The organism is Viridibacillus sp. FSL E2-0187, from assembly GCF_038006425.1.
Classification (GTDB): Bacteria; Bacillota; Bacilli; order Bacillales_A; family Planococcaceae; genus Viridibacillus; species Viridibacillus arvi.
Window position 1 is genome coordinate 2,109,108 of sequence record NZ_JBBOVG010000001.1, and the last position, 24,763, is coordinate 2,133,870.

The following is a 24,763-nucleotide window of genomic DNA, read 5'->3' on the forward strand; positions in this document are numbered from 1 at the left end:
TGGGTTGTTTAATGTTAAAACAATATAAAACTATAGCTATCAGCGTATTTATACGTTTTAATTATACTGATTCTTCAATTATCAAAACCTTAAAAAGGCTGTTTAAATTTATATCTTATTTATAATAATTAAACGTATTTTATAATAATTGTAAATCGTATTTGGCGATTTTATTATAACACCAGTCAAAGCCCGCATAGTATTTAACGATATTAACCTTCTTGAATTGTTCTGTAACTTCCTTCACGAATGAATCATGAAGTGCTGTACCTTCTTTTAGTAATGAGCGTGTAGCAGTAAGCCACGGCCTTTTTCAAAGCATCTGCATTAGCCTTGTTCAGTCTTCAATTCCTTACCAATGACAGTTTCCATATCGTTTAGGATATTACGCCTAATACTAGCCTTTGTAGCGCCACCTATGATGAACGAAAATCCCTGCCCTTTGGCGCCACTGGCTAATAGTTTTTAGTATTCTTTTTTATGAATGAGTCTCCACAATTGTGCCCTTTTCTTAAATAAACAAGAAGTCGAAAATGATAAAAAAATCGCCATAAATTGTTATCTTAATACGAACGTCTTCTCATCCATTGCGTCGCAACCCATTTTTCACCTTTAATAACAGGTTCACCACCATGTAGAGTGAGCTCATTTAATGATGTATCCTGATAAAAATATTCGAAATATACCGCCATTCCTCTTTTGGGAGATACAGAAAGGTTGAGTTTTGGAAAGAAAGTCTCTCCTCCTTCTTCTACATCATTTAGGTACATGACAAGGGTACTAATACGATTATTATTTGCTGCTTCACTGTTTTTTGCGAAAAAATCATAATGTGCTTTATATTCTTGGCCGACTGTGTACTTTAAAATATGTAACCCTTCTCCATGTTCAACAGGAACATTCATGATTGAAGCGATTCGTCTTTCGATTCTAGTAACGGCCTCACATTCTTCTAAAAACGTACCACTACTCGTCCGAACGTTATTTATTTTGCGCGAAACTCCAATTTTAGAACGTTTCATTTTATTTTCAGACATTTCAATTAACGTTTCACATTCTTCATTACTTAATACATTTGCTAACACTACAATAAGAGGCTCTTCCAATCTTGAAATAATTTGGATTTCTCGATCTTCTGTTACAATTGTGTTTCCAATGTGTTTAAAAATCGTTAGTTCCTTATGTTTAACCGTTTGATCTCCCATTTTTCTTTTCCCCATCTCTGATTGGATATTATCAATATATCACACTTTTCTCTATATTCAGTTTTTTCAAAAAAAAAAAAAAAAACGAGTGCTGTTCCGTTTTATTTATACTTCATCATAAAAAACCTCGATTCAATTAAGAATCAAGGTTCATATAATTCGCTAGAATACAGGACTCTACGAACAATGCCTCGCATGTTTCTTCAAGGCCGTCATTGACTTGTTCTTTAAATAATTTGAATCAAGCAAACTTGAATTTGCTCGATACGTTCTTCAAGCATACGACCTTTCTTACAAATGAACTCTTGAGTATAGAAGAAACTCAATTTATTACGATTTAATCATTCTATTTAAATGAAATATAAAGGATTATTTACCTCTCTTTTCATTTTTTTAATGCTAATATATAAGTCTATTGATTTTTAACTTACAATCACCAAAACACACATATATAAACTTCTTTTTCCAATAAAAAAGAGCATCCCGAAGGATACTCATTTATTCTTTATAGTTATGGTCTTATTGGGCAGTTACCTTTACTATCACATTTCGGTGGAGCAACTCCCCCTCCACCGTCACCTAAATGATGTGGTAGAGATGCTCCAGCACTTCCAGCAAACGATAAACTCAAAACTAATAATGCACCAGCGATCGTAAACAGCGATTTTTTCTTCTTCATCAACAAAACCTCCATTTATAGTATTTTATTCCTCTTTTGTAATATTCTAGGTATTTTAATGAAACCCTCTTATTTTTCTGAATTTCTAAAATTTTTATCAGCCATTAATTTTATTTTAGTTTCAACAAATCCATAAGCTACGTTAAAAAGTCGAGCGCCTTTATCTTATCTGCAAGTTTAATGGGTATACCATATCGAATGTATCATTGTATCAAAGCAAAATAAAAAGCACCCATAAGGATGCTTCAGTTTTAAAAGGAATCATTTTCTATCCAAATACCATTTTTATCTGTTGGATCATAAGACCCAGCTATTTGTAATTTTGCATTCATTATGGCTATTTTTTCAGAAGGAAAATTTGTTACATATGCAATATATGGATCTGCTTGCTTACTTCCTTGATAGTAATGGCTGTTTACAAATTGAAAATGTCCATTTGCGTCTTTAGTAATTCTTATTTTAATCTTCTGATCACTAATTTTCACGATAAATTGGCTAATAATTTCTTCGACACTCTCAAATGCTTCATCTTCTAAATAATCGATATCTAACATAATATTCGCCTCCCACACTAATTATAAGTTGTAAAAGACTCCATGTCTGTGATGTAAATCACAACATCCATCAGTTAAATATAACTTGATTACTTCGACACTTTTAAATGTTGATTTTTATTTAGTAATTAGGAAACATTCATCTGTCGAGGTTCCCCGTTTTTCTTCAACTAACCTGTTAACAAATGTTTTTTTAAACATGGCAATAACTTACGCTTATTTGCGATCACTTAGTAATGATGAACATAGTAAAAGATACTATTAATAATTAATTTCCTGTTGCAATAAATTTCCTAAATGAGAATTAGATACACTGCTAATCCTTCATAAAAAAATACATGTAGCATAAAATAGTTATGATATGACATTGATTACTGGAGGCTAAAAGTTTGAATGCAAATAATAAAGGCTTAGGTCAAGGTCAAGATAATAGCGATCAATTAGCACTTCAGGCAGCTGAGCTAGCCGTCCTTGGAGAAATAGTATCTACACTCGGTGATACCATATCCACTATTTCAGCATTACTTGCATTAGAGGCAGAACGACAAGAAATAAATAATGATAAAAAGAATAAGGAAGATAATAAAAATATGCAAAAGCAAATTGATTATTTAACAACTGAATTAGAAAAACTAAAGTATCAAGTTAATAAACAGAAACCTTATAGGAAATAGTATGAAAAATTCTACTGTATGATTGAATATTTTCGTAAACTTTCAGTTGTTCTACTGCACCTCTTCTTGTTTATCCAAAATAATTTGAAATTTCTCATCCTCAGTTTCTTCAATTGTTTTCTTTAGCTTACAATCAGACAGAACCAATTTCATTCTCTTTTTGTTTCTTCGACTTCAAAGGTCGTTGCATTAGTACATAGCCCCTTAGCAAACATCCAATGCCTCTCTTTTATAAAATCTTAAAACGTACAGGCACCTAGTAACTCAAAAAACATATACTGTGCAAAAAGGATTGAAAATTATGCATTGGCATTATAAAATTGGGTACTTAATAGGTCAACCTGTTGGAATCTCATTCACAAATGGTCAAGGGACTTCAGGTATTTTGTGTGGTGTATCTGGCGGAAAACTTCTTGTTACAGAATACCTATATCAAGCACAATTCGCCCTCAAACAATACGACTTCCACATGATTCAAGATATCAATGCATTCCCACCTTGCCATAACCAAAAATTATATTAATAAAACATCCATATAGGGTGTTTTTTTGTTAGGCTGTTTTCTAAAAATCATCTATTTTGATAAAATAACTATAAAATTTATTATAGATGTTGGATTTAACTTTGTGTTGGGGGTGTTGGAAATAGATAACTGTACTTTTGTTGCAATTTCTTCAAGTTTTATGGGAGCGTTTGTCTGTATAATGGTTGCTGTAAAAGTTAGAAAAGATAAAAAAGATTAATTCGCTGAACTCTTCATAAACATCTTCCCACATACTTGAACGACTCCTTGACCCCCATTATATAAACCTTTTAAGAGTATAGTCCAAAAGCAACAAGCTATACGAAAACAGCCTTTAGTTAATAATTGAACATAGTTGGGGTGGTGCCAATTTACGCCCTCAAATTAAGGAATATTAAACATTCAATAAGTATTAGTTAAATATTTTTTTTTACTACAGTAAAAAAGCACCCCGAAGGATGCCGAATTTCACTCTGTAATTATTTTTTATAGTTACTTTTATTATTACATTTCGACTGAGTTAAGTAATTTAACTCTGTTGCCCTCTATATTCCAATCCTAGTCTTTTCTTTACTTCTTCATTTACTTGATTTCTTAAAGCTACTTTAGAGTAACGTAATTCCTTGTCATTTCCTCGAGTCTTAACAGTATAAGCAACGAAATATTCGTCAATTTCCTTTATACCTTCCAATACCTTCATGCCATGCATACCCAATGTTCGGCTCACATCTCTTAGATCTCTCGTTAAATTTTTTAACTCTTGATCAATCCACTCTTTAAAAGCAAAATTTGTTTTTAACGAATCCATATGTTTTTTATCACGTTCTAAGGTGCGAAGTGTAAGTTCTAATATTATTGCATTATGAATATGAATTTGTGGGTCTTGATGGATCATACAACTTCATTCTCTTTTCGAATTACTGGACTAGTAGCAAGAACATTTTCTATGATAAAAGTTCTTTTAGCATGTTTTACAAAGCAATAAGCTTGGAAGATTCCATCGGTCATTTTAATGATTTTCACACGCCTTTTAGTTATCTCTCCACCTTTCGACATATACATTAAATCAATAATTTGATTGCGCTGCATGGCTTTGATTAGCTGCTCTTTCACTATGTTCACTCCTTTTTCATTATTATACAGAACGTTTGTTCTTATTTCAAATAAAAAAATAACCAATTAGCTTTTAATCACTAACTGGTCAGACTATGTATTTCTTTTCTACTGCAAATATCCACTCTATATTTGCTAATTCCACTTTTGGCAACTTTGAGTAAGAAAGCTGTTTTACAGGGGCAAATAATTAGCCTTTAGGATATTGAGTTGAAAGCATATGATTTTCAATTTAATTATCCTTCATAATTGTTCTCTTGGCTTTTTTAATAATTCTACTCGTTGCCCTAGTATTTGAATCTTTCTCCCACTTTTCACACACGTTTATTACCCATTCTGGTTGGGTTTTGCTAGCATCATTTAACCAGTTTCCAACAGAATCTTGAACATACTTAGAGGAATCTGATTTGAGTATATTAAGAATAGGGAGGGCTTTGTGAGGATCTTGTTTTAGTGTTTCAATGTGCTTCGTCCATACACCACGTGGACGAATAGATTCAACTGAGAATCTGCGAATATTCTCATCATCACTTTTTGCCCATTCCTCTAACAAATTCACACTCAGCTCTATGTTCTCTGTAAGGTTTTCTCGAATAGACATCCAGGCAATTTCCCGAACACCAAAATGAGGATCTGCTGCGAATGGCTCAATATACTCCAATTTAAATTCTAATGAGTCATTAGAAGTTTTATTCATAAATGTTGCCCAACACCTTACACTATCTGACATATGAGTGGAGCATTTCATAATGATTTCTTCCCTTTTTCTATCGATTTGTCCTTCCATCACTTTATCTAACAAAGCTCCTGTCATACGTATAGCTTTCATGCCAGAGTGGGCTTCTTGTTGCTCTAATTCAGATATGACAAATTCAACTTTTTCTTCTAAACCAATCGCTGGTAAAATACTCTTTACTAATGACCTATGATCAATTGAAAGCCATTCAGTTAAATTAACACTCTCTATTTCACCTTGATTAAGTAATTCTAGAACTTCATTGGGGATTTCACTAGCCTTTCTGGCACCTTTTCTGTTTAAAATGTCTTCACTAACAAGCATTTAACACCCTCCTTTTCATCAAAAATAACCCTAATTATACCTTTAATATAAAAATAAGGTAATTTTACAATAATATTATTGTAAACTATTTAAAAAATCTTATCACCTCACACCTTTGGTAATATTTTAATAAATAGAAATTTTCAGTAAAACAAGATAAACTATTAACAATCACTTATATAAAACAAGAATTGGAGAAAGGTGGATAATAATGATATATCATAAAGATAATAGTGTTCTTATTCGTTCAATGCTGAAAAGCGATGTAGAAAAGTTTGTCACTGCGTTCGCGGAGCAAAATTGGGAGAAACCTTCTGATTTATTTAATAACTATTGCAATCAGCAGGAGAAGAATGAAAGGTCTGTAATAGTTGCTGAAGTAAACAATGAAGTTGCTGGATACGTTACATTACTTCCAAACACTGAAATTGGTCCTTTTGCAAATAAAAACATACCGGAAATCGTTGACCTAAATGTCCTTATTAAATTTCAAAATAAAGGTGTTGGCAACAAAATGATGGATGTAGCAGAGAGACTTGCCAAAGAGAAAACTAACTTTGTTTCACTTGCGGTTGGATTGCATTATGGATATGGTTCTGCTCAACGCATGTATGTAAAACGAGGGTATATTCCTGATGGTTCCGGCGTTTGGTATAAGGAAGAACAATTAGAACAATATACAAAATGTGAAAATGATGATGATTTAGTTCTGTATTTTCTTAAAGATTTTAAAGTGAAAAATTAATAACTAGACCTTAATAAAATGGATGATTATTGTACTGAGAACTCAATAAAATGACTTTACAATACAATCTGAACATTTTTAATACTACATAGTAAAACGCATACAAAGTAATAACTTCGTATGCGTTCTTTCATTTTACTTTTCTTTTTTCATACGTTCGTATGCTTCTTGAGAAACCTCAAGATAAGTTTGTACTCCCATCTTATCAAGTGATTTCTTGTAATCATTCCATTTACTAAAATCTTGTTTACCAGTAATAAATCCGGCTGTCATCTCGTCTACGTATGTTTGAACATCAGTAGTAATAGTACTAATCTTGTCTGTCTCTTCCAATGTATAGTTTAGTCCTGGAAGAATATCTTCATCTTTTATACGATATGGTCTCGCTTTCTCAGCATTTATTGCAGAAGCTTCTTTTCCTTCAGCTCCTTGGAAATATTGCTTTCTGACGATTCCAGGGTAATATCCACCAGGCCAAGTCAAGTACTCGCTTACCGCCTGGTCTAAATTTTTGCCGTCAGGGTTATTTGTAATGCTATCTAAATAGTTAACTGTTCCATCTGCATTTTCTTCATATGTCACACCTTCGAAACCCATGAAGAACATCTTATTACCTTCATCTCCATAAAAGTAATCCATCCAGCGAACCATTGCTTCTGGATTTTTTGCTTTATCTGTTAAGACAAACATACCTAAGTTTCCAAGACCGTTCGTCATTGCATTGTATGCACGCTCTCCTGCTGGCCCTTTAAGAACTGGCACACCAACATAACCATCAAGTTGCAGTAATGTTGCTGGGTCAATCTCACTTAGCATTCCATAGACCCCTTTAGACGATTCTGTAGAAAATTGTAAGGATTCAGTCGTGAACACATCTTTGTTAATTAGGCCTTCTGTATAAAGTTTATTCAAGAATGTAAGTAATTCCTTGTATTCATCAGTAGCAGGAACAAAGCGGAATTCTTCAGTACCTTCTTTAAAGTCGAGGTTTTTGTTCATAGTCCCTTGTTTATTCAAACCATATGTCCCTCGTAAATAGTCAATGAATGGAGCAATACCATCTCCTCCACCCCATCCTTGCTCATCTGCTTTTCCATTGCCATTCGGGTCTTTTTCTTTAAATGCTTTCAATACTCTGTATAATTCATCAGGCGTTTCAGGTTCCTTCAGCCCTACTTTGTCCAACCATTCTTGCATGATCCAAGGTGTCCCAAGATGTAAGGCTTCAAAGTTCGGATCGTAAATTGCAGGGAATCCATAAATGTTCCCATCTGCCATAGTAATTCCTTTTCTCATCGACGGATATTCATCTAGTATTTTTTTGAAATTTGGCGCGTACTTATCGATATAGTCATTTAAGGGCAAAAATACACCTTGTCGTCCATATTTAATTAAGTCTGTTTTTGGAAAAGCCGAAGCAAAATAAAATTCAGGATAATCCCCAGCTGCAAGCTTTAAGTTTCGCTTTTCAGACAATACCTCTGTAGAAACGGTTTCCCAGTTTACTTCAACGTTCGTCATTTTCTCATACTCATCCCAAAGCATAAGCTTGCTCCAATCTTGTGAAGAAAAGCGCTTTGCAGCAAATCCATCAACCTCTATCTTTTCTTTCACAATGGGCATGCCCGTTTTATTTAAGTTACTTACATTCTCACTTTTACCATCTGCTCCCTCATTACTTGAACAAGCTCCTAAAATACTAGTTGTTAGTAATAAACTTGTTACAATACCTGCAAAATACCCTTTCTTCAATACAATCTCCCCCTCATTTATCTCTTTTCCTTGTTACCCTTTGAATTTCCCATTCGTAACACCTTTAGAAAAAATACTATTGTAACTCAAGGTGCAACGAATAGGTTTTCTAGCACTTCTTCATTGTTGAGAGAATTTCTCTTCGAAATCGCTATTTTTTTATCAAGTCAACTGGTTGATCTTACATATGTATTTGTCTATGAAGCATAAGTAAATATGTAACGATACTCTCATTTACTAAAAACAGAACTTAGTAAACATTTTCATTTCACATATACCACTAACGGGTTGTAGGTATAAGTTTTATTAAAAAACACCAGAACGTTTAATTATAATCAGAATATTGTGACTACAAATAATATATAGTCAAATATACCAATAGTCAACATAATTTCCCAAATATTCAACTCGAGACTTTATGCCCCTCTAGATTTTTATTTGTTATTGAATCTGATAAAGATTATAGTGATTGCCTAAAATGCTAAATGAATTTTTATTGATTATGTTCCCCCTTCAACAATAAAATTGAATGGGTTGACACTATAACTTTTGGTGTTACTATTAAATTGAATATTCTAACTAATGACCTTTTGTCTTTCAAAACTAAACAAACTGAGCATTTTAAAACAGTCTAACTCTCTTTTCATTTTTCATTTTTTCTTCAACCAGATAACTGATTCAGCAGACTACATTGTGGAAGGATTATTATTATGTGGCTTTCTAAGCCTAAATCTATATTTGAATATTAGTTTCTATTAGTTAATACAGAAAATAGCAATATTCATTGATTAGTAATGAAGTCATTCACAAGAGCAAGATCGACAATTGATTATCAAGGAGGATACATACTATGAGTAGTAAACAACCTATATTTTCATTTTTTGTAGTCAGTGATATTCAGCTTACTGAGCTTGATTTAGTGTCTCAACAGAAACTTGCTTCTGCTTTACAAGATATGAATGATGTAAATCCTGAGGTAGAGGCATTAATTATTAATGGTGATTTAGTAAATAATGGTGAAAGTAAAAGCTATGAAATTTTCAAAAGAATCATCGAAGAAAATCCTCATCCAGAACAGACGTATTATACAATTGGTAATCATGAATTCTTCAAAAATGATGGAAATGAACCTTCCATTCAACGTTTTTTGAATTTCAGTAACCTTGAAAACGTATATGATGATGCAATGATACACGAATATCCTTTTCTTTTTTTAGGAACGGAGAGTTGGGGTCCTATTGGTAGCCCTACAAAAGATTCAGCTGTATTAAGCGAGCAACAATTAAACTGGTTAGAAGAGAAAGTAAACGCTTTGAAACAGGATAACAAGCCTGTTTTCGTATTCCTACATCAGCCACTACCTTATTCTACATACGAAACAGATTTAGAATATTATCAAAATGGTGTTATACAAGATAAAGAAGTAAGAAATTTATTAGCAAAATTGAAACACGCTTTTCTCTTTGCAGGGCATTCTCATTGGGATCTTCGTAACCCAAATATGTTAGTGAAACAGGAAACAACTTTCGTTAGTACAGGAGCAATTTATAATACATGGGGCCCTGATGGAGAAGGTGGAGATACAGTAGTGAACTCAGATGGAAGTCAAGGGCTGTATGTGCAAGTATTCCACGATAGCATCCAAATTGCGGGACGTGACTTTGCGAACAAGCAATGGATTCAAGAATTTGATCATAAAATAATGTTATAAGTTAGCACTTCCATCAATGGTAAGCTACTCTCTCGATTATTTGTTGGTTCAAAAGGGCTTTCACGACCATTCCTCACTTCTAAGTGGGGGGCCCCATAAATTGGATTACTGCTTTAATAAGAAAGAAGGTTATTACATCAAATGATTGAAAATGTACCTTCGAAGAAGCCTGTTATTGTTATTGCACTCGTAATGGCTGTTTGTTTATTGGGCAACGAAATGCTTTTCATTGTCCTTCCATTGTATTGGAAATTCTTTGGTTTAACAGCATTATGGCAGGTTGGCGTACTTTTATCTGTTAATCGTTTCATCAGGATTGTCATTAATTCATTAATTGCCTGGTTCTATCGTAAAGTAAACACCCGAATGGGAATTTTGTTAGCAGTCGTATTAGCTGTAATCTCTACTTTTTCCTATGGATACTTAAAAGGCATATGGTTGCTTCTTATAGCGAGGTGTTTATGGGGGTTCTCATGGTCTTTATTTCGTTTAGGCGGATATCTAACCATCATTACATATAGTACTGAGAAAACAAGAGGCGAATATGTAGGATTATTTAATGGTTTTTGGGGATTAGGTACGCTAATTGGGATGCTGTTTGGAGGAATACTAGCTGAACAAATTGGCATTCAATCTGTTACAACTGTGTTCTCCATCATAGGCGCTTGTAGCATTCCTTTTGTTTTGAAGTATATACCAAAAACAAAAGATAAAGAGGAACAGATGAATGAGGAGAAGAAAAAACATCAAAGTATATGGAAAAATGAGCGCATCGTATTATCCTTGGCTACTGGTATAATCATTTACTTTGTCATATTTGGCGTTTTTAATTCTACTTTAAGTAATTTAATCGGCATGCAAATTAAAGAAAATCTATTAGTCTTTGGGTTATCTTTAGGAGCAGCATCACTTGCGGGTATATTCCAAGCAATAAGAACAGGATGGGAACCTTTTTTAGCTCCATTACTTGGAAAATGGTCAGATCAAAAATGGGAAAGAAGTAAAGTCTTAATCTTCGCCTTATTGATGGCCTCTGTTTGCTTTTTCATTTTACCTTTAAGATTTTCAACTATACTATTTATCTTCTTTATTTTTGTTTTCCAATTAGCTATAACACTTTTAGTGACAATGAGTGATTCAATCGCAACTGATGTGGCAACTGGTCAATCACAGATGACTGTCCTCTCTTTATATACATTATCTTCAGATATAGGAGCAGCATTTGGTGCATTGATTGCTTTTGTCATGATGGATTTTCTAGGCATTAGTTGGCTTTATTGGATCACTGGCCTACTACTACTAATCCTTGCTTTCCAATGGATGCGTGCTGATAAGAAATTAAGAAATTTATAAGATTTACTCGATGTCTAAATGACGCGAGTATTTCAAATAAATTAGTATTTTTAACTTAGGAGAAAATGAAATAAGAGTCTTAAAAAGATCATTTATTTTTTGATGCTGATTGCCACTTTTTTTAAATTAAAAGTTCTTCTGCAGTTTCCATTGATAAACTTTTAATACTAGCCATAGCTCCTCTCCTCAAACAAGTATAAATTGGAGATTATGTATCTAATTAAGCTTACTTGCTAAACGCCATCTATTAATAGAATATTTGTTAGTTACAGCCTTTTTACTAATACAAGTCACTCCTAATTTTTTTATTACTCAATATTATTCTTCATGCAAGAAAAATTGATTATATTTTTGTTTATATACGTTTATTTAAGGTAATAATTAGCTAACTATAGCCTTATTTAAAGGAGTGGCATTTTGAAGGTTTTATTAGTATTGTCTAGCATAGTTTTACCTATTATTATGGTTTATCTTCAGAATAAAAATAATTTGATCGCAATGCTTTTTAATATAATCGCAGTTATATCAACCATTATTTTTGGAAGTATTGCATCCACATCCATATATCAAATCATCGTTGACAATGCTGTGTTTATGACTACAATCCACAAGGTTTTTCTCGATCCTCTGTTCTTAATCACAGGGGGGTACCTTGGAATATTCATCATTTATAGATTAATGATTCTTACATTGGATGAAAGATAATATCTATCTTCATCCTTTTTTGTTCGATAAATCATTCTTAAGCTAGTAACATTTTCTCATAACATTACATAAAATATCCAACGAGGTGAATGGATATTGAATTATAATTCGTTACAACAACAAGTACCGAACAAGTTGTTAGCTGATATTGCTAAAGCCCTTGACGGGGAATTCACAGCTATTCAGTGTTATGAAGTATTGTCAAAACAAGCCCCAAATAAAGATATCCGAGATAGAATTTTGGAAATTAGAAGTGATGAAATGAGACATTATCAGATTTTTTCACAAATCTATTTTTCACTTACAGGGACACAGTACACTCCTAAAAGGAATGTGAATTGTCCTACTAATTATCGGAGTGGCATTCTTCATGCCTTTAAAGATGAACAAGAAACCGTAGACTTTTATCACAGTGTTGCTAGAGAAGCTAATAATTCATTTATACAACAACAATTTATGCAAGTATCATTTGATGAACAAAATCACGCTGTTTGGTTTTTGTATTTTATGAACAATGGTTAATTGAAAAAGAGAGGCAATATTATTTGCCTCTCCTTAATATGCAAAAATAAAAAACTGACGAAAATTAGTCAGCTCTTTATACATAATTTATTTAGATGTTCCAAGCGATTTGAAAATACAATATGCCTTTTATTATCTTTAATTGTCCATTCGTGCAAGCTAGTGTCACCACAATGAAAAATCGTATTTGTATCAAATGGAAGCTTTAAAAATGATTGATATAGTTTGTTTATCATTCCTCCATGACTTACTATCGCAATAGTGGCATCATCAGGATTTTCAGAAATGATTTTAGAAAGTATCTTTTCTGCTCTATATCTAAAATCTAATATAGACTCTTGTTTATAAACAGCATCATGAGGTGCTAGACCATTCACTATAGGATACTTTTCTTCCGCTTCTTCTCTTGATAGCCCAGCTATTAATCCATTATTCCATTCCATTAAATCTTCTTCATATTCGATTTCAATTTGCTGTTTGTTGCCTAATAATAAGGCTGTTTGAGTAGCTCTTTTCAAAGAACTACTATAAATTTTATCTAATTTATAATGATTGTTTACCCATTCTGATAAAAGAATCACTTGTTGTTGTCCAACTTCTGTAAGTTCAAAATCTGCTCTTCCCTCATGTACGTTCAGAATATCTGCTTCTGATTCTCCATGTCTAATGATCAATAGTCTCATATTCTGCTCCTCCAATATAGTTTTTATAAATATTAAATCGGAAATAAATCTTAGCTATAATTCCCTTTTATCTTACACATATTCATATATGAAAATACATACATTTTTGGGGAAATTAATTATTTTTATCCTTTGAAGAAACAATTGTATCTTCAAATCTGCAAAGATTTAAGTTACTATTATTGTTAAGTTATGGGATTTTGGTAATATTTTTTAAATCAAAACCTACAAAACGTTACATGTTGTATGAGGTTTCAACTTAGTGTTATAGGCATATTTAAGGTATTCAAAGATATTCAAATGAAGAACAAGGGGTGTAATAAGATGTTTCCTATATTAGAGACAGAAAGATTACTATTAAGAGAAATAACTACAGATGACGCAGAAGATATTTTCGCATATTTTTCTAATGACAATGTTACACGTTATTATGGACAAGATACTTTTAAAGATCTACAACAAGCAGAAAAAGTCATCGATCTTTTTTCAAAAAACTATGCTGAAAAAAGAGGCATACGATGGGGTATTCAAAGAAAAGGCATAAAGGGCATAATTGGAACAATTGGCTTTCATGCTTGGTCACCTAATCATAAACGAGCAGAAATAGGTTATGAAATTCATCCAGACCATTGGAGAAATGGTTATGCTTTAGAAGCGGTATCTAAAATTCTTTCTTACGGTTTTGATGATATGGAGTTAACTCGTATAGGGGCTATAGTATTTGTTGATAATGCAGCATCTAGTAAGTTACTTACCAAAGTTGGATTCCAAAAAGAAGGCATTCTTCGAGACTATATGTACCAAAATGGTAAAGCTCACGATACATTCATTTACTCAATGCTTAAAAAAGAAAATAACTAGTGTTATTTAAATAATGGCGACTTTACTCAAATATTGAGGCTTAGGATAAAAAAATAGAGTCGATTCTCCTCATGGTAGAATCAGCTCTATTTTCCATTTCTTAATGATTTAGTTTTCGAAAGAAGTTGCAATTCTTAAAGCGACTAAAGGATCTTTTACTTGATCAATGGTATACACGATTTTTTCTTTTTGCCAAGTAATTCTGTTACCTGAGCGCTCTACATCAAGATGAACGAGTCCATTGGGTTTAGGAATTGGAAGAGTATTAGTTTCTAAAAACTTTGTTGCTTCTTTTGCTAGTTTTACTCCTTGCTCCCCTTTCGTTGTTAGCGAGCGTGTATTAAGTGCCCACCTTCCTTCATTCCAGCTTGTAAATACTGAACCCGCTCCAGCATCCTGATACCCTGTAATGCCATAACCCAGATCCACTTTTTGTCCTCCGAGCTTGCTATAATCTTCAAATGCTATTTGTTCACTAGATTTTGTCAAATTAGCGTACTTTTTACCGTTTAATCGAGCAATCACAGTTGCTTTGTGTTTATTTTTTAATGCCTTATTATTAATAGAAATCGGCTTATCACTTTCCATAAATACCACTTCATAATAATTGGCTGATGAATTAGTAGTTGCTGTTAAATGCTTTCCTTTAGATAATGGTAATTTGCTTGGTAATATTTTAGATAAATCCGTTTTCAACTGTGTTTTGATTGCCTTCAATACTTCATCTTCGGTAAGAACTCTATTCGTTTTGACAACTTCATTATCGACAGTATCATTTTGTTCAATTTCACCTTTAGTGTCCTTATCCTTTTCCTCTTGAACTTGAGTTTTACTTACACTATTCTCATCATTTGTCTTTACTTCTGCCTTATCATTGGAACAGGCAAATAGTAAATTGATAATAACAAGCAGAGATGATACTTTTCCTATTGCTTTCATTATTATCTTCCTCCCTTTAACTGATTAATTACCCTTTTAGATGTTTTACCCTCAAATTTCACAACATAAACTTGGTTAGTTTTTGTCGCTTTCAAATGAATGAGAGGTATTGCTATTTTAGCATTATTTAATAAATTTTTGTTGTATAGCTAGAATTGGCGAATTGGTAGATCATTTCCTTATTCAAATATTATAGAACCAAATTAATTAAATATTAAAATAAAACGATTGATAGAATAAAGTATTAATACTTTTCATAATAATCTATATCTCTCATTTAAAGGAAGGGGCATATTAATATGGCATTGAAGCCAGAAGTAAAGTTATTGCTAGAGCAATTAGAACAATCGGGTACTTCACCAACGCACGAATTAAGTCCAGAAGAAGCACGAAACGGTATTGCTATAGAAGAATTCGCAGGTGAGCGTGTAGAGGTAGAGAGTGTTGTCAATCGAGTTCTAAACACGAATGTTGGAGAAGTTCCCGTTCGAATATATACACCAATTAAAAGTGAAGAAGCTCTACCTGTGTTTGTATATTATCATGGTGGGGGTTGGGTTATTGGAAATCTTGATTCAGTGGATATTCCTTGCCGCCAAATTGCGTCCGAGTCGCAATGTATAGTCGTATCTGTTGACTACCGATTAGCGCCAGAAAATAAGTTTCCAGCAGCGATTGATGATAGCTATGCAGTGATCGAATGGTTAATAGATCATGAAAAAGAGTTAAACGTAGATGCTTCTAGAATCGCAGTAGGCGGGGATAGTGCCGGGGGTAATATCGCAGCTGTTGTATCATTGAAAGCGCGAGATCTTGATGTCAACAATATCATTCAACAAGTATTGGTATATCCTGTGACAGATTATAATTTAAATACTTCTTCTTATTTGGATTACGCAGATGGATATTTCTTAACAAAAGACACAATGCAATGGTTTTGGAACCATTATTTAAATAGTGATAGCGATGGAGAAAGTCCTTACGTCTCCCCTCTAAAAGCAACAAATTTAAAGGACTTACCACCTGCATTAGTTATTACCGCTGAATATGATCCTTTAAGAGATGAAGGTGAAGCTTATGCTAAAAAACTACAAGAAGCGAACATCCCTGTTCAACTAAAACGTTACGATGGTGTCATTCACGGTTTCTTTTGGATGGCTGGTCTACTTGAAGAAGGTGCAGATGCTATTAAACTTGTATCCAGTACGCTTAGTAAAGCATTTGAAAATACAACAAAAGATAGCTTAATATAAGCAATCAAAAAAACAGGAGTTAAGCATGTGAACACAGCTTAACTCCTGTTTTTTATTTCACCTGAAAATCTTCAGCGTACTTACTATTAAAAAATTCAATTATTTGCTTTTTGTGATGGTTATCATGCCAAATAAAGCTGCTAATATAGCTATACATTGAAAAAGGTGCCCCTGAATCTGGGTCAATCTTATCTCCATTAATTTTAAATTGCACATAAAATTCAACGTCAGATTTGGTCTTTAATTCTGCCACTAGACGTTTTCTACTTTCAACAAATTGATCAATTAGGCTCTTCACAGATATACCTGATAAAGCATAGTTAGAAGCCTGATCATTTAATTCTTGAAAGTCTATACTCTTAATATCAGTATTCTGTTTCATATTTGGCAGTATTGCTTCCAGTACATATTTATCCCAGAATGCTAAATGCGCAATAATTTCAGCTACAGACCATTTACCATTCTCAATGGGTTTGAAAAAATCCTTCTCAGGATACTCTTTCAAGCTATAAACCCAGCCTTGTACTTGCTCAAATTCTGTAATCACTTCATCTTTAGATAACTTTTTCTTTATAGGTACATATAAATCAACTTTGCATTTCCCCTCATTATCATCTAATGGATTATTCAAACTAAATTCAAGACTAATCTTATCATCTGCAACATAGTCACTTTGAGGTATCCAATCTCCAAAAACGGCTTGATAAGCGATGACTAATTTATCAGGTGTATCATAGAACTGATATAGAGCATACAGTCCCCCTGTTATTGTTTTAAATTGTATTTCCGATTGCTCTTCTTTTACAAAATCCTTTGGTAATGTAATACAAGCATCGTGTCGACACAATTCCGGAGCTACAAATTCAGGATTATCAAGAGACAATCCTATATAATTTTGCGTAGGTGGAAACAATCCATTCCTTGCTGCCCACTCCCCTAGTCTTTCCCAATGATTACTAGGTTCAAAATAACTTCCAAAATGTCTAATATAGGCTACCTCATAGTCTGGAAGATTTTTAATCACTATACTCATTTCTAATAACCTCCAAATATTCAACTAAACACTAACTTCTATATTTAATATAAAAACTCCTTTTTATTAAGGCATATTTCCAATCGATATTATCGTTAATCTTTTGGATATTTAAATCCTAAGTACACTGACTTTTATGACTATTGTAATCAATAGTATCCTTGAAAATAAATTTAAAATATACAAAAAATTCTATTTATACCAACTAAAAATACCCTTTTACGTTATAATTTAATAAAGGGGGCAAGGTAAATGATCAAACAATCTATTATTGAAAACGTGCTTAATGCAGCTCTTTCTACGGGGGGTGACTTCTCTGAAATATTCATTGAAGATAAGTATGTAAATAACATTGCATTACAAAGTAACAAAATAGAAAAAAGTATATCTGGTCGTGATTTTGGAATAGGTATACGTATTTTTTCTGGTCTTCAAAGTATTTACACATATACGAATGATATATCTGAAGAAGGCTTGTTACTCGCAGCTAAGCGGGCTGCACTTGCTATAAAAGGCGGCGGAACAGGTACGATTCACCCGCTCCAAAAAGAGATATTTAATCCAGTTCACCAAATCGCGCAAATGCCTCAAACAGTAGAACATGCAAGGAAAGCTTCTATTATGAGACAGGCAAATGAAATTGCTAGAAGTTATGATGAACGCATTCGTCAAGTTGGTATACGCTATATGGACGAAGAACAAAATATCCTCATTGCCAACTCAGAAGGAAAGTTTGTGGAAGACACTCGTGTTCACAGTAGACTAGCCATTCAAGCAACTGCTTCAGAAGGCAATGAACTGCAAACAGGTTTCTACGGACCTGGTGCTCATGCCGGATTTGAATTTATGGAAAACCTAGATTTGACTCACTATGCAGGAGAAGCAGCACGTATAGCAGTAACAATGCTACATGCAGAAGAATGCCCTAGTGGGAAATTCCCAGTAATCATTGACAATGAATTTGGTGGCGTTATTTTCCATGAGGCTTGTGGACACGGACTAGAAGCCACAGCTGTCGCAAAAAACAATTCAGTGTTCGCAAATCGAGTTGGTGAAAGAGTTGCACCGGAAATTGTCACTTACATCGATGACGGTACCCTAGCAAACGAATGGGGTTCACTTAATATTGATGATGAGGGTGAGAAAACAAGAAAAAATGTCTTAATTGAAAATGGTATTTTAAAAGGTTATTTAATTGATAAATTGAATGCACGTCGTATGAAAACTGAATCAACTGGCTCTTCACGCCGCCAGTCTTATCGCTTCAGTCCGACATCACGTATGACAAATACGTATATCGCTCCAGGTATATCAACACCAGAAGATATTATCGCTTCAACAGAGTATGGCATTTACGCAAAATATATGGGTGGAGGTCAAGTTAATCCATCTACAGGTGACTACAACTTTGCAGTTGAAGAAGCATACATCGTAAAAGATGGAAAAATTACACACCCAGTACGGGGAGCAACACTTATAGGGAACGGAGCAAAAACATTACAGTTAGTTGATCGCGTTGGGAATAACCTTGCACACGGCGCAGGTATGTGTGGGGCGATGAGTGGCAGCCTTCCAGTTAATGTCGGCCAGCCAATGATTCGTGTCAGTGAAATTACAGTCGGTGGGACAAAGGGGGAATAAGTAATGCAAATCACTGAATTCCAAGAAAAACTGCTTCAAAAAGCAATGGATGCCGGTTTCAAAGAAGCTGAAGTATACTATGAAAAAGCTGAATCATTTCAATGTATGATTTTTGAAGGAGAAATTGATAGCTACGAAACATCTGTGGATGGTGGACTTAGTTTACGGGGTCTTTATAACGGTAAAATGGGTTATGCCTATACAGAAAAAATCGATGAGGATTCGATATCATTTTTAATAGACAATGCAAAAGCAAATGCAGACGTGCTTGATGAGGATGATGGGACTGATATTTTCGATGGAAGTAGTGAATATACAAACTATCAATCTTATAGTGAAGAACTTGCGAATGTACAAATCTCTGAAAAGATAAAGTTAATAAAGTCTATTGAAGAGAAAATACGTGCATATGATCCGCGTATTGTAACACTCGACTATTGTGTACTTCATGAATTCTCAGGAGAACAATCATTAGCAAACAGTAAAGGTCTTTCATTAACAGAGAAAAAGAATGGACTTATCATATTCGTTTCAACAGTCGTTAAAGACGGCGAAGAAATGAAAACAGGTAGCTTCAGGAAAATGACTCGTGATTTCCAATCGCTCGATGCCGATGAAATTGCCAAAGAAGCTGCAGAAGAAGCATTATCTAATCTCGGTGAAAAATCCATTCCGTCTGGAAAATATCCTATAATAATGCGCCATAACGCGGCTGCTTCATTACTTTCAATATTTACGCCTATCTTCTCAGCAGAGAACGCGCAAAAAGATCAGTCACTTTTAAAAGGAAAAGTGGGAACACAAGTTGCATCGAATTTAGTGACAGTACTAAATGATCCATTCCACCCAGAGGCACTGTCTGGATCAAGTTTTGACGGAGAAGGTGTTGCTACAAAAAAACAAGCAATTATTTCAAATGGAACTCTTGAAACATTACTCCATAACAGGAAATCAGCAAAATTAGAAGGCTGCGAAACAACAGGAAATGCGCATAAACCTTCTTACAAAAGCACGCTCTCTATCGCACCACAAAATATGTACATTGCAACAGGTGAAAGAACTTTAGATGACTTACTCGTATCAGTATCTGAAGGAATCCTTATTACAGACTTGTCTGGTCTTCATTCAGGCACGAATACAATTTCGGGAGATTTCTCCGTTGAGGCGACTGGTTTCCATATTAAAGAAGGTAAAATTGCTTCGCCAGTTAAACAAATGACCATTGCAGGTAACTTCTATGAATTGATGAAGGATATTGAGTTAACCTGTACAGACCTTTACTTCCTTCCAGACGGCTACGGTTCCCCTTCACTACTTGTTAAGGAACTTTCCGTTACAGTTGATTAATAAGCCAATCTGATATGTAGACAAAAATCATTGAATACAAAAAAAGCTGCCTATATCCTAGGCAGCTCCTAATTAAATCTTATTCAGTTATCGCTACTTCCTCACCGTTCAACATTAAACGATAAGTAATTTCTGCTTTCAAAGAGGCAGAAACTGCACAATACTTCTCTTCTCCAAGCTTAATTGCACGTAAAACTTTTTTTGCATCTATATCGCCTTTTACATCAAACAATAAAGTAGCCGCTGTGAAAGCCGTTGGAAGTTCTTCACGTCGTTCACCATCTACTGTAATTTCGATAGATTTGATCTTATCTAAATGTGGTTTTAAAATCATTGTAACGTCAATACCGATACAGCCTGCTAAAGAACTAAGTAGCATTTCAGTTGGTGTTGCAGCTTTACCTTCTCCCCCGTAGTTAGCAGTTGCATCCATTACCATTGGATATCCTGTTGGCCCTACTGCTTCAAAGGCACGTCCACCTTGCCATTTTGCTTTTATTTGCATATTAATCAACCTTTCTTCTATTAAAATTCATTTAAATTTGCTAAAAATTTCTGAGCACGTTCTGTTGATGGATGTGTGAAGAATACTTTAGGTTCTGCATCTTCGACAATTTGTCCATCTGCCATAAATAAAATACGGTCTGCCACATCTCTTGCGAATTTCATTTCATGTGTGACAATCACCATCGTCATGCCCTCTTCAGCAAGTTCTTTCATTACTTGTAAAACCTCACCGACTAGTTCTGGATCCAGTGCAGATGTTGGTTCATCGAATAGCATAATTTTTGGTTCCATTGCAAGTGCTCTAGCAATGGCTACACGTTGTTGCTGACCACCTGATAATCTTGAAGGATAAGCATCTTCTTTCTCTTGTAAGCCAACACGTTTTAATAATGCAGAGGCCATTTTTCTTGCCTGCTCTTTTGATTGCTTTTTCACGATTAGTAATGCTTCCATGACATTTTCAATTACCGTTTTATGCGGATACAAATTGAACTGTTGAAACACCATACCTGTATCTTGTCTAATAGTGTGAATTGTTTTATGACGAACCTTTTTTGAATCTGTTGCTTGTAATAAATGATTATTAACAGTAACACTACCACCTGTGATAGTTTCGAGTCCGTTTAAACAACGTAAAAATGTACTTTTCCCTGAACCACTTGGTCCAATAACTGCAACAACTTGATGGGCAGGAATCGTCAATGATATATGCTTTAAGACCTCATTTTGATCAAAGCTCTTTGACAAGTCTTTTATTTGTAACATTACGTTCCCCCCTTAATAGATCGATAATCTTTTTTCGATTTTATTTAATATAAATGTAAAGACTGTACTCATAATCCAATACATCAATCCAATTGCTAAATAGAACGGCATATATACATAATACTGTGCTACAAGTAGCTGAGCAGAACGCATAAGTTCCGTTACCGCAATTACTGATACGAGTGAAGTTTCTTTTAACATACCAACAAAAGTGTTACCAAGTGGTGGAATGGCATAGCGAATCGCTTGTGGAATGACAATGCGACGCATCGCCTGTGCTTCTGTCATACCTGTTGCAAGTGCCGCTTCTGTTTGACCAGATGGTACAGATTGAATTGCACCACGAAACGCTTCAGAAACATAGGCACCAATATTTATACTTAACGCAATATATGCAGCTGTTAAAGCATCTAATTCGACACCATAATCTACAAGCCCATAATAGACGATGACTATTTGCACAAGTGGTGGTGTTCCTCGAATAATCGATACGTAAACTCTCGCAATTCCGCGGAAGAAACGATTGCCCTTAATACGAGCAATCGCCGTTATTAAACCGATTATTAAGCCAAAGAACATTGAAACCACTGTTATTAATAGTGTATAATAAGCACCTTTTAGTAAAAAAGGAAGATTATCAATAACTATATCCATCTAAACTTCCTACTTTCCTAAATCTGCTTTTGGTTCTTCATCAAACCATTTTACGAAGATTTCTTTATATGTTCCATCTTTTTTCATATCCGCTAATGCTTTGTTCATCGCTTCAACTAATTCTTTATTACCTTTTTTCACGGCAACTGCTGCTTGATCAGATTTAATCGGCTCACCGACAGCTTTCACTTTAAAACCATTCTTTTCAATGATTGGTTTTAATGCATAAACATTATTAATTGTCGCATCTACACGGCCTGCATCTAAATCTTTTAACGTTGTAATGACATCATCATATGTGTTGATTTTGAAGTCCCCGACTTTTGGCATTAATTCATTTCGTAAGAATGCTTCGTCATTTGTACCGAGGCCAACACCGATTTTTTTGCCTTTGAAATCTTCTACCGACTTAATAGAAGTATTATCCTCTTTTACAATAACTTTCACATCATTTGTAATATAAGGTGCAGTAAAATCAACTTGTTTTTCACGATCTGGCGTAATCGTTACTTGGCTTAATAAAGCATCATATTTCCCTTTTTGTAATCCAGGTATTAACCCCGAAAAATCTTGAGCAACAAATTTTGCTTTGACATCTAGGCGTTTTGCCAATTCTTTTGCAATATCCACATCAAAACCGGTATATTCTTTATCTTTATTCATGAAATTATAAGGTGCATACGTTCCCATAATCCCTACTGTCATTTCACCTTTTTCTTGAATTGCGCTTAATGTATTATTATTTTCTTTTTTTGTCTCACTATTGCCACATGCCCCTAAAATAAGTGCAGCAGTTGCAGCAAAAGCGAAGAAAATTTTGCTTTTTTTCATTTTATTTTCCTCCTTTGATTACATACCAAACAGTACAAAAAACTCAAATTGAACGGTCAATTCAACAAACTGCTCTAACTCTAATTGTTGCTATTCCTCATTTGTAGATTGAAAAAGAATCTACAGGACGTTTTAACATTTTCAAGGCAGAAGCTCTTCGAATATCTTATTACTTGCAAAAGCTTCTCGGATCTTACTATATCTTGTCCACTTTCTGTTGAAAAATCAGCTGAGAATGTATTCCTTTAAGTAGGATTCCCATAAAATATCGATTTTTCACTATAAATTGCAAAGTTGTTCAAAAAGATTTCTTGATGATATGAATGCATCTTGAACAGAAGCTTTTCTACTCTATATCCAATTGAAATTGTATGTAAAATTGCTAAACGTCAATCGTTCAATATTTCAATAGCAATCATTTCTAAAGCAATCGAAAGTTAATGTTGTTTCGTTCTTGTTTGCGCTTATCTTGTGTTTGAATGTTAGTCAACTCGCTCGACTGAATCACGAGTCAATTAAATCCTATAAGATTACTAAGTTATAGTCAACTATTATTACTTAAATTCACTAGTTTTTATGTATTTTTATATCTTTCTATATTTTACTTTCATTTTAACATAGTAATAGTCTTTTATTAGTTGTCTAAATTCTGTAGTTAGGTTTTTTTAAAAAGATTAGTTCGTAGAGAATGAATTTAATCAAATAACTCATTCTATATGAAAAGGAGATGGTCAATTATGCGAAAAACATTCATTGCACTTGGAATTTTTATTATAGCCAATTCAACATCACTACATATACCAACAAACGCTTATGCTCAACAAGAGATTCCTGCATACGTTAAATGGGGAAAGCTTGCTTTAATAGAGACAAATTCAAAATATCCCAATGCAAAAATAATTGATTACCTCCATCAAGGTAGAGAAACGAAAAAGGATACAACGACTGAAAAATTTAAATTATGGTTAAAAGAAGGCAACAGAGAGTTCGGCGTTTTTGTAAGAATTGAGTATAATACCCATACTGAAAAAGTGCTTAAAATTGAACTTCAAGAAACTTCTAAATAAGCCATCTCAGTAGAGTTAAATACACTCAATAGTATTATTTTTTCTCATTGGTCATACATGGATCTATGTAAAACATACGATCCTCTTTTCACCACTTTATGGGGCTCTAACACTAAAAGAATGAGCGTCTATAAACTCCGTAGTGAAGAAATAGTTTTTGCTGAGCTTTCCTAAATCAAGTATTAATCACTTCATTTTTGTTAAAGATAAACGAAAGAGGAGGTGTGATACTATGACTCAACAGGTTCTTTGCGAAGTGAATAACTGTACATTTTGGGGGTCTGGAAACAAATGTACTGCTGAAGCAATTTATGTAGTAAGTCAAAAAGGTAACCAAGCATCCAATAGTGAAGAAACGGATTGTAAAACATTCTCTCCAGAAAAAAATTAACTGTTTTTAGGGTAACCAATTTCATGGTTACCCTTTTCTATTCACATTACTATATAAAGTCGCCATTTCATCAATAACTTTTTTGGGGGGCTGAACGAAAGAAAAGTATATCACGCATAACTGCTTTAAAAGCGCTATTTTCAGATGAGTCTTCTTCTTATTGTTCAGGCTGGTCACAGGTTATACTCGCTAATC

27 protein-coding genes and 2 pseudogenes are annotated in these 24,763 nt (G+C 33.9%); 13 read left to right on the top strand and 16 right to left on the bottom strand.

Annotated elements, in window-relative coordinates; translation table 11 throughout:
- Window positions 1-235 precede the first annotated feature (235 nt).
- The 4 genes and pseudogenes from MHH85_RS22280 to MHH85_RS10210 all read right to left on the bottom strand — a co-directional run.
- Window positions 236-552, bottom strand: a pseudogene (locus tag MHH85_RS22280) (hypothetical protein); the annotation flags it as partial.
- An 11-nt stretch (window positions 553-563) separates the two neighbouring features.
- Window positions 564-1,205, bottom strand: a complete 642-nt coding sequence (locus MHH85_RS10200) for a 2OG-Fe(II) oxygenase (RefSeq protein WP_340706952.1) — start codon at window positions 1,203-1,205, stop codon at window positions 564-566.
- 511 nt (window positions 1,206-1,716) lie between these two features.
- On the bottom strand, window positions 1,717-1,884 hold the full coding sequence (locus tag MHH85_RS10205; protein ID WP_193739458.1) for a hypothetical protein: 168 nt from the start codon (window positions 1,882-1,884) through the stop codon (window positions 1,717-1,719).
- 251 nt (window positions 1,885-2,135) lie between these two features.
- Window positions 2,136-2,438 (bottom strand): hypothetical protein, encoded by a 303-nt coding sequence (locus MHH85_RS10210; RefSeq protein WP_340706953.1) that lies wholly within the window; start codon window positions 2,436-2,438, stop codon window positions 2,136-2,138.
- A gap of 389 nt (window positions 2,439-2,827) precedes the next feature.
- On the opposite strand from MHH85_RS10210, the gene MHH85_RS10215 reads away from it, so the two are divergent.
- From MHH85_RS10215 to MHH85_RS10225, 3 genes are all read left to right on the top strand, one after another.
- A complete protein-coding gene (locus MHH85_RS10215; protein WP_193739456.1) occupies window positions 2,828-3,112 on the top strand; it encodes a translation initiation factor 2 in 285 nt (94 codons plus the stop codon).
- Window positions 3,113-3,413: 301 nt separating this feature from the next.
- Window positions 3,414-3,635 carry a hypothetical protein gene (locus MHH85_RS10220; RefSeq protein ID WP_193739455.1) on the top strand — a complete coding sequence of 74 codons (222 nt, stop codon included), beginning with the start codon at window positions 3,414-3,416 and terminating at the stop codon, window positions 3,633-3,635.
- 25 nt (window positions 3,636-3,660) lie between these two features.
- On the top strand, window positions 3,661-3,855 hold the full coding sequence (locus MHH85_RS10225) for a hypothetical protein (protein WP_340706954.1): 195 nt from the start codon (window positions 3,661-3,663) through the stop codon (window positions 3,853-3,855).
- Between the two features lie 309 nt (window positions 3,856-4,164).
- On the opposite strand, the gene MHH85_RS10230 is transcribed toward MHH85_RS10225, so the two are convergent.
- The 3 genes from MHH85_RS10230 to MHH85_RS10240 all read right to left on the bottom strand — a co-directional run bounded on the left by MHH85_RS10230 (window position 4,165) and on the right by MHH85_RS10240 (window position 5,808).
- On the bottom strand, window positions 4,165-4,530 hold the full coding sequence (locus MHH85_RS10230) for a hypothetical protein (protein WP_340706955.1): 366 nt from the start codon (window positions 4,528-4,530) through the stop codon (window positions 4,165-4,167).
- On the bottom strand, window positions 4,527-4,748 hold the full coding sequence (locus MHH85_RS10235; protein ID WP_053415221.1) for a transcriptional regulator: 222 nt from the start codon (window positions 4,746-4,748) through the stop codon (window positions 4,527-4,529). The genes MHH85_RS10230 and MHH85_RS10235 overlap by 4 nt, the downstream gene beginning before the upstream one ends.
- A gap of 232 nt (window positions 4,749-4,980) precedes the next feature.
- On the bottom strand, window positions 4,981-5,808 hold the full coding sequence (locus tag MHH85_RS10240; RefSeq protein WP_340706956.1) for a DNA alkylation repair protein: 828 nt from the start codon (window positions 5,806-5,808) through the stop codon (window positions 4,981-4,983).
- A 211-nt stretch (window positions 5,809-6,019) separates the two neighbouring features.
- On the opposite strand from MHH85_RS10240, the gene MHH85_RS10245 reads away from it, so the two are divergent.
- Complete coding sequence (locus tag MHH85_RS10245; protein ID WP_340706957.1) at window positions 6,020-6,553, top strand: GNAT family N-acetyltransferase; 534 nt, start codon at window positions 6,020-6,022, stop codon at window positions 6,551-6,553.
- Window positions 6,554-6,688: 135 nt separating this feature from the next.
- Here the strand turns inward: MHH85_RS10245 and MHH85_RS10250 are convergent, their stop codons facing one another.
- Window positions 6,689-8,305 carry an extracellular solute-binding protein gene (locus MHH85_RS10250; protein ID WP_340706958.1) on the bottom strand — a complete coding sequence of 539 codons (1,617 nt, stop codon included), beginning with the start codon at window positions 8,303-8,305 and terminating at the stop codon, window positions 6,689-6,691.
- Window positions 8,306-9,155: 850 nt separating this feature from the next.
- Between MHH85_RS10250 and MHH85_RS10255 the strand changes: the two genes are divergently transcribed.
- The 3 genes from MHH85_RS10255 to MHH85_RS10265 all read left to right on the top strand — a co-directional run bounded on the left by MHH85_RS10255 (window position 9,156) and on the right by MHH85_RS10265 (window position 12,596).
- Complete coding sequence (locus MHH85_RS10255; RefSeq protein ID WP_340706959.1) at window positions 9,156-10,016, top strand: metallophosphoesterase family protein; 861 nt, start codon at window positions 9,156-9,158, stop codon at window positions 10,014-10,016.
- 141 nt (window positions 10,017-10,157) lie between these two features.
- A complete protein-coding gene (locus MHH85_RS10260) occupies window positions 10,158-11,369 on the top strand; it encodes an MFS transporter (protein ID WP_340706960.1) in 1,212 nt (403 codons plus the stop codon).
- A gap of 801 nt (window positions 11,370-12,170) precedes the next feature.
- Entirely contained in the window at window positions 12,171-12,596 is a 426-nt protein-coding gene (locus MHH85_RS10265) for a ferritin-like domain-containing protein (RefSeq protein ID WP_340706961.1), read from the top strand.
- A 68-nt stretch (window positions 12,597-12,664) separates the two neighbouring features.
- Here MHH85_RS10265 and MHH85_RS10270 read toward each other — a convergent pair whose 3' ends face one another.
- The gene (locus MHH85_RS10270; protein WP_340706962.1) at window positions 12,665-13,279 is read right to left on the bottom strand and encodes a histidine phosphatase family protein; all 615 of its coding nucleotides are present in this window, start codon (window positions 13,277-13,279) and stop codon (window positions 12,665-12,667) included.
- A gap of 324 nt (window positions 13,280-13,603) precedes the next feature.
- On the opposite strand from MHH85_RS10270, the gene MHH85_RS10275 reads away from it, so the two are divergent.
- Window positions 13,604-14,140, top strand: coding sequence for a GNAT family N-acetyltransferase (locus MHH85_RS10275; protein ID WP_340706963.1), 537 nt, complete (start codon window positions 13,604-13,606; stop codon window positions 14,138-14,140).
- Between the two features lie 108 nt (window positions 14,141-14,248).
- Here MHH85_RS10275 and MHH85_RS10280 read toward each other — a convergent pair whose 3' ends face one another.
- Window positions 14,249-15,079, bottom strand: a complete 831-nt coding sequence (locus tag MHH85_RS10280) for a hypothetical protein (protein WP_340706964.1) — start codon at window positions 15,077-15,079, stop codon at window positions 14,249-14,251.
- Between the two features lie 299 nt (window positions 15,080-15,378).
- Here MHH85_RS10280 and MHH85_RS10285 point away from each other — a divergent pair, with 299 nt between their 5' ends.
- Window positions 15,379-16,332: an alpha/beta hydrolase gene (locus MHH85_RS10285; protein WP_340706965.1), complete on the top strand. Its 954-nt coding sequence runs from the start codon at window positions 15,379-15,381 to the stop codon at window positions 16,330-16,332.
- Between the two features lie 52 nt (window positions 16,333-16,384).
- On the opposite strand, the gene MHH85_RS10290 is transcribed toward MHH85_RS10285, so the two are convergent.
- Window positions 16,385-16,879 (bottom strand): DinB family protein, encoded by a 495-nt coding sequence (locus MHH85_RS10290; RefSeq protein WP_340708151.1) that lies wholly within the window; start codon window positions 16,877-16,879, stop codon window positions 16,385-16,387.
- 18 nt (window positions 16,880-16,897) lie between these two features.
- Window positions 16,898-17,365, bottom strand: a pseudogene (locus tag MHH85_RS10295) (AraC family transcriptional regulator); the annotation flags it as partial.
- A 252-nt stretch (window positions 17,366-17,617) separates the two neighbouring features.
- Here MHH85_RS10295 and MHH85_RS10300 point away from each other — a divergent pair.
- The gene (locus MHH85_RS10300; protein ID WP_340706966.1) at window positions 17,618-19,006 is read left to right on the top strand and encodes a TldD/PmbA family protein; all 1,389 of its coding nucleotides are present in this window, start codon (window positions 17,618-17,620) and stop codon (window positions 19,004-19,006) included.
- A gap of 3 nt (window positions 19,007-19,009) precedes the next feature.
- Window positions 19,010-20,353 (top strand): TldD/PmbA family protein, encoded by a 1,344-nt coding sequence (locus MHH85_RS10305; RefSeq protein ID WP_340706967.1) that lies wholly within the window; start codon window positions 19,010-19,012, stop codon window positions 20,351-20,353.
- A gap of 79 nt (window positions 20,354-20,432) precedes the next feature.
- Here the strand turns inward: MHH85_RS10305 and MHH85_RS10310 are convergent, their stop codons facing one another.
- The 4 genes from MHH85_RS10310 to MHH85_RS10325 are packed head-to-tail and all read right to left on the bottom strand — an operon-like array spanning window position 20,433 to window position 23,110.
- Complete coding sequence (locus MHH85_RS10310; protein WP_340706968.1) at window positions 20,433-20,858, bottom strand: OsmC family protein; 426 nt, start codon at window positions 20,856-20,858, stop codon at window positions 20,433-20,435.
- 20 nt (window positions 20,859-20,878) lie between these two features.
- Window positions 20,879-21,625, bottom strand: a complete 747-nt coding sequence (locus MHH85_RS10315; protein ID WP_340706969.1) for an amino acid ABC transporter ATP-binding protein — start codon at window positions 21,623-21,625, stop codon at window positions 20,879-20,881.
- Between the two features lie 12 nt (window positions 21,626-21,637).
- The gene (locus MHH85_RS10320) at window positions 21,638-22,279 is read right to left on the bottom strand and encodes an amino acid ABC transporter permease (RefSeq protein WP_340706970.1); all 642 of its coding nucleotides are present in this window, start codon (window positions 22,277-22,279) and stop codon (window positions 21,638-21,640) included.
- 9 nt (window positions 22,280-22,288) lie between these two features.
- The gene (locus MHH85_RS10325) at window positions 22,289-23,110 is read right to left on the bottom strand and encodes a substrate-binding periplasmic protein (protein ID WP_340706971.1); all 822 of its coding nucleotides are present in this window, start codon (window positions 23,108-23,110) and stop codon (window positions 22,289-22,291) included.
- A gap of 737 nt (window positions 23,111-23,847) precedes the next feature.
- On the opposite strand from MHH85_RS10325, the gene MHH85_RS10330 reads away from it, so the two are divergent.
- Together MHH85_RS10330 and MHH85_RS10335 are read left to right on the top strand one after the other, a co-directional pair.
- Window positions 23,848-24,177 (top strand): DUF3889 domain-containing protein, encoded by a 330-nt coding sequence (locus MHH85_RS10330; protein ID WP_193739437.1) that lies wholly within the window; start codon window positions 23,848-23,850, stop codon window positions 24,175-24,177.
- Window positions 24,178-24,409: 232 nt separating this feature from the next.
- Entirely contained in the window at window positions 24,410-24,568 is a 159-nt protein-coding gene (locus tag MHH85_RS10335) for a DUF1540 domain-containing protein (protein ID WP_193739436.1), read from the top strand.
- Window positions 24,569-24,763: the final 195 nt, after the last annotated feature.

Excerpts from the sequence above, each read along its gene's own strand:
- MHH85_RS10200 (WP_340706952.1), bottom strand. The coding sequence starts at position 1,205 with ATGGGAGATCAAACGGTTAAACATAAGGAACTAACGATTTTTAAACAC.
- MHH85_RS10205 (WP_193739458.1), bottom strand. The coding sequence starts at position 1,884 with ATGAAGAAGAAAAAATCGCTGTTTACGATCGCTGGTGCATTATTAGTT.
- MHH85_RS10210 (WP_340706953.1), bottom strand. The coding sequence starts at position 2,438 with ATGTTAGATATCGATTATTTAGAAGATGAAGCATTTGAGAGTGTCGAA.
- MHH85_RS10220 (WP_193739455.1), top strand. The coding sequence starts at position 3,414 with ATGCATTGGCATTATAAAATTGGGTACTTAATAGGTCAACCTGTTGGA.
- MHH85_RS10230 (WP_340706955.1), bottom strand. The coding sequence starts at position 4,530 with ATGATCCATCAAGACCCACAAATTCATATTCATAATGCAATAATATTA.
- MHH85_RS10240 (WP_340706956.1), bottom strand. The coding sequence starts at position 5,808 with ATGCTTGTTAGTGAAGACATTTTAAACAGAAAAGGTGCCAGAAAGGCT.
- MHH85_RS10245 (WP_340706957.1), top strand. The coding sequence starts at position 6,020 with ATGATATATCATAAAGATAATAGTGTTCTTATTCGTTCAATGCTGAAA.
- MHH85_RS10255 (WP_340706959.1), top strand. The coding sequence starts at position 9,156 with ATGAGTAGTAAACAACCTATATTTTCATTTTTTGTAGTCAGTGATATT.
- MHH85_RS10260 (WP_340706960.1), top strand. The coding sequence starts at position 10,158 with ATGATTGAAAATGTACCTTCGAAGAAGCCTGTTATTGTTATTGCACTC.
- MHH85_RS10270 (WP_340706962.1), bottom strand. The coding sequence starts at position 13,279 with ATGAGACTATTGATCATTAGACATGGAGAATCAGAAGCAGATATTCTG.
- MHH85_RS10275 (WP_340706963.1), top strand. The coding sequence starts at position 13,604 with ATGTTTCCTATATTAGAGACAGAAAGATTACTATTAAGAGAAATAACT.
- MHH85_RS10280 (WP_340706964.1), bottom strand. The coding sequence starts at position 15,079 with ATGAAAGCAATAGGAAAAGTATCATCTCTGCTTGTTATTATCAATTTA.
- MHH85_RS10285 (WP_340706965.1), top strand. The coding sequence starts at position 15,379 with ATGGCATTGAAGCCAGAAGTAAAGTTATTGCTAGAGCAATTAGAACAA.
- MHH85_RS10300 (WP_340706966.1), top strand. The coding sequence starts at position 17,618 with ATGATCAAACAATCTATTATTGAAAACGTGCTTAATGCAGCTCTTTCT.
- MHH85_RS10305 (WP_340706967.1), top strand. The coding sequence starts at position 19,010 with ATGCAAATCACTGAATTCCAAGAAAAACTGCTTCAAAAAGCAATGGAT.
- MHH85_RS10310 (WP_340706968.1), bottom strand. The coding sequence starts at position 20,858 with ATGCAAATAAAAGCAAAATGGCAAGGTGGACGTGCCTTTGAAGCAGTA.
- MHH85_RS10315 (WP_340706969.1), bottom strand. The coding sequence starts at position 21,625 with ATGTTACAAATAAAAGACTTGTCAAAGAGCTTTGATCAAAATGAGGTC.
- MHH85_RS10320 (WP_340706970.1), bottom strand. The coding sequence starts at position 22,279 with ATGGATATAGTTATTGATAATCTTCCTTTTTTACTAAAAGGTGCTTAT.
- MHH85_RS10325 (WP_340706971.1), bottom strand. The coding sequence starts at position 23,110 with ATGAAAAAAAGCAAAATTTTCTTCGCTTTTGCTGCAACTGCTGCACTT.
- MHH85_RS10330 (WP_193739437.1), top strand. The coding sequence starts at position 23,848 with ATGCGAAAAACATTCATTGCACTTGGAATTTTTATTATAGCCAATTCA.
- MHH85_RS10335 (WP_193739436.1), top strand. The coding sequence starts at position 24,410 with ATGACTCAACAGGTTCTTTGCGAAGTGAATAACTGTACATTTTGGGGG.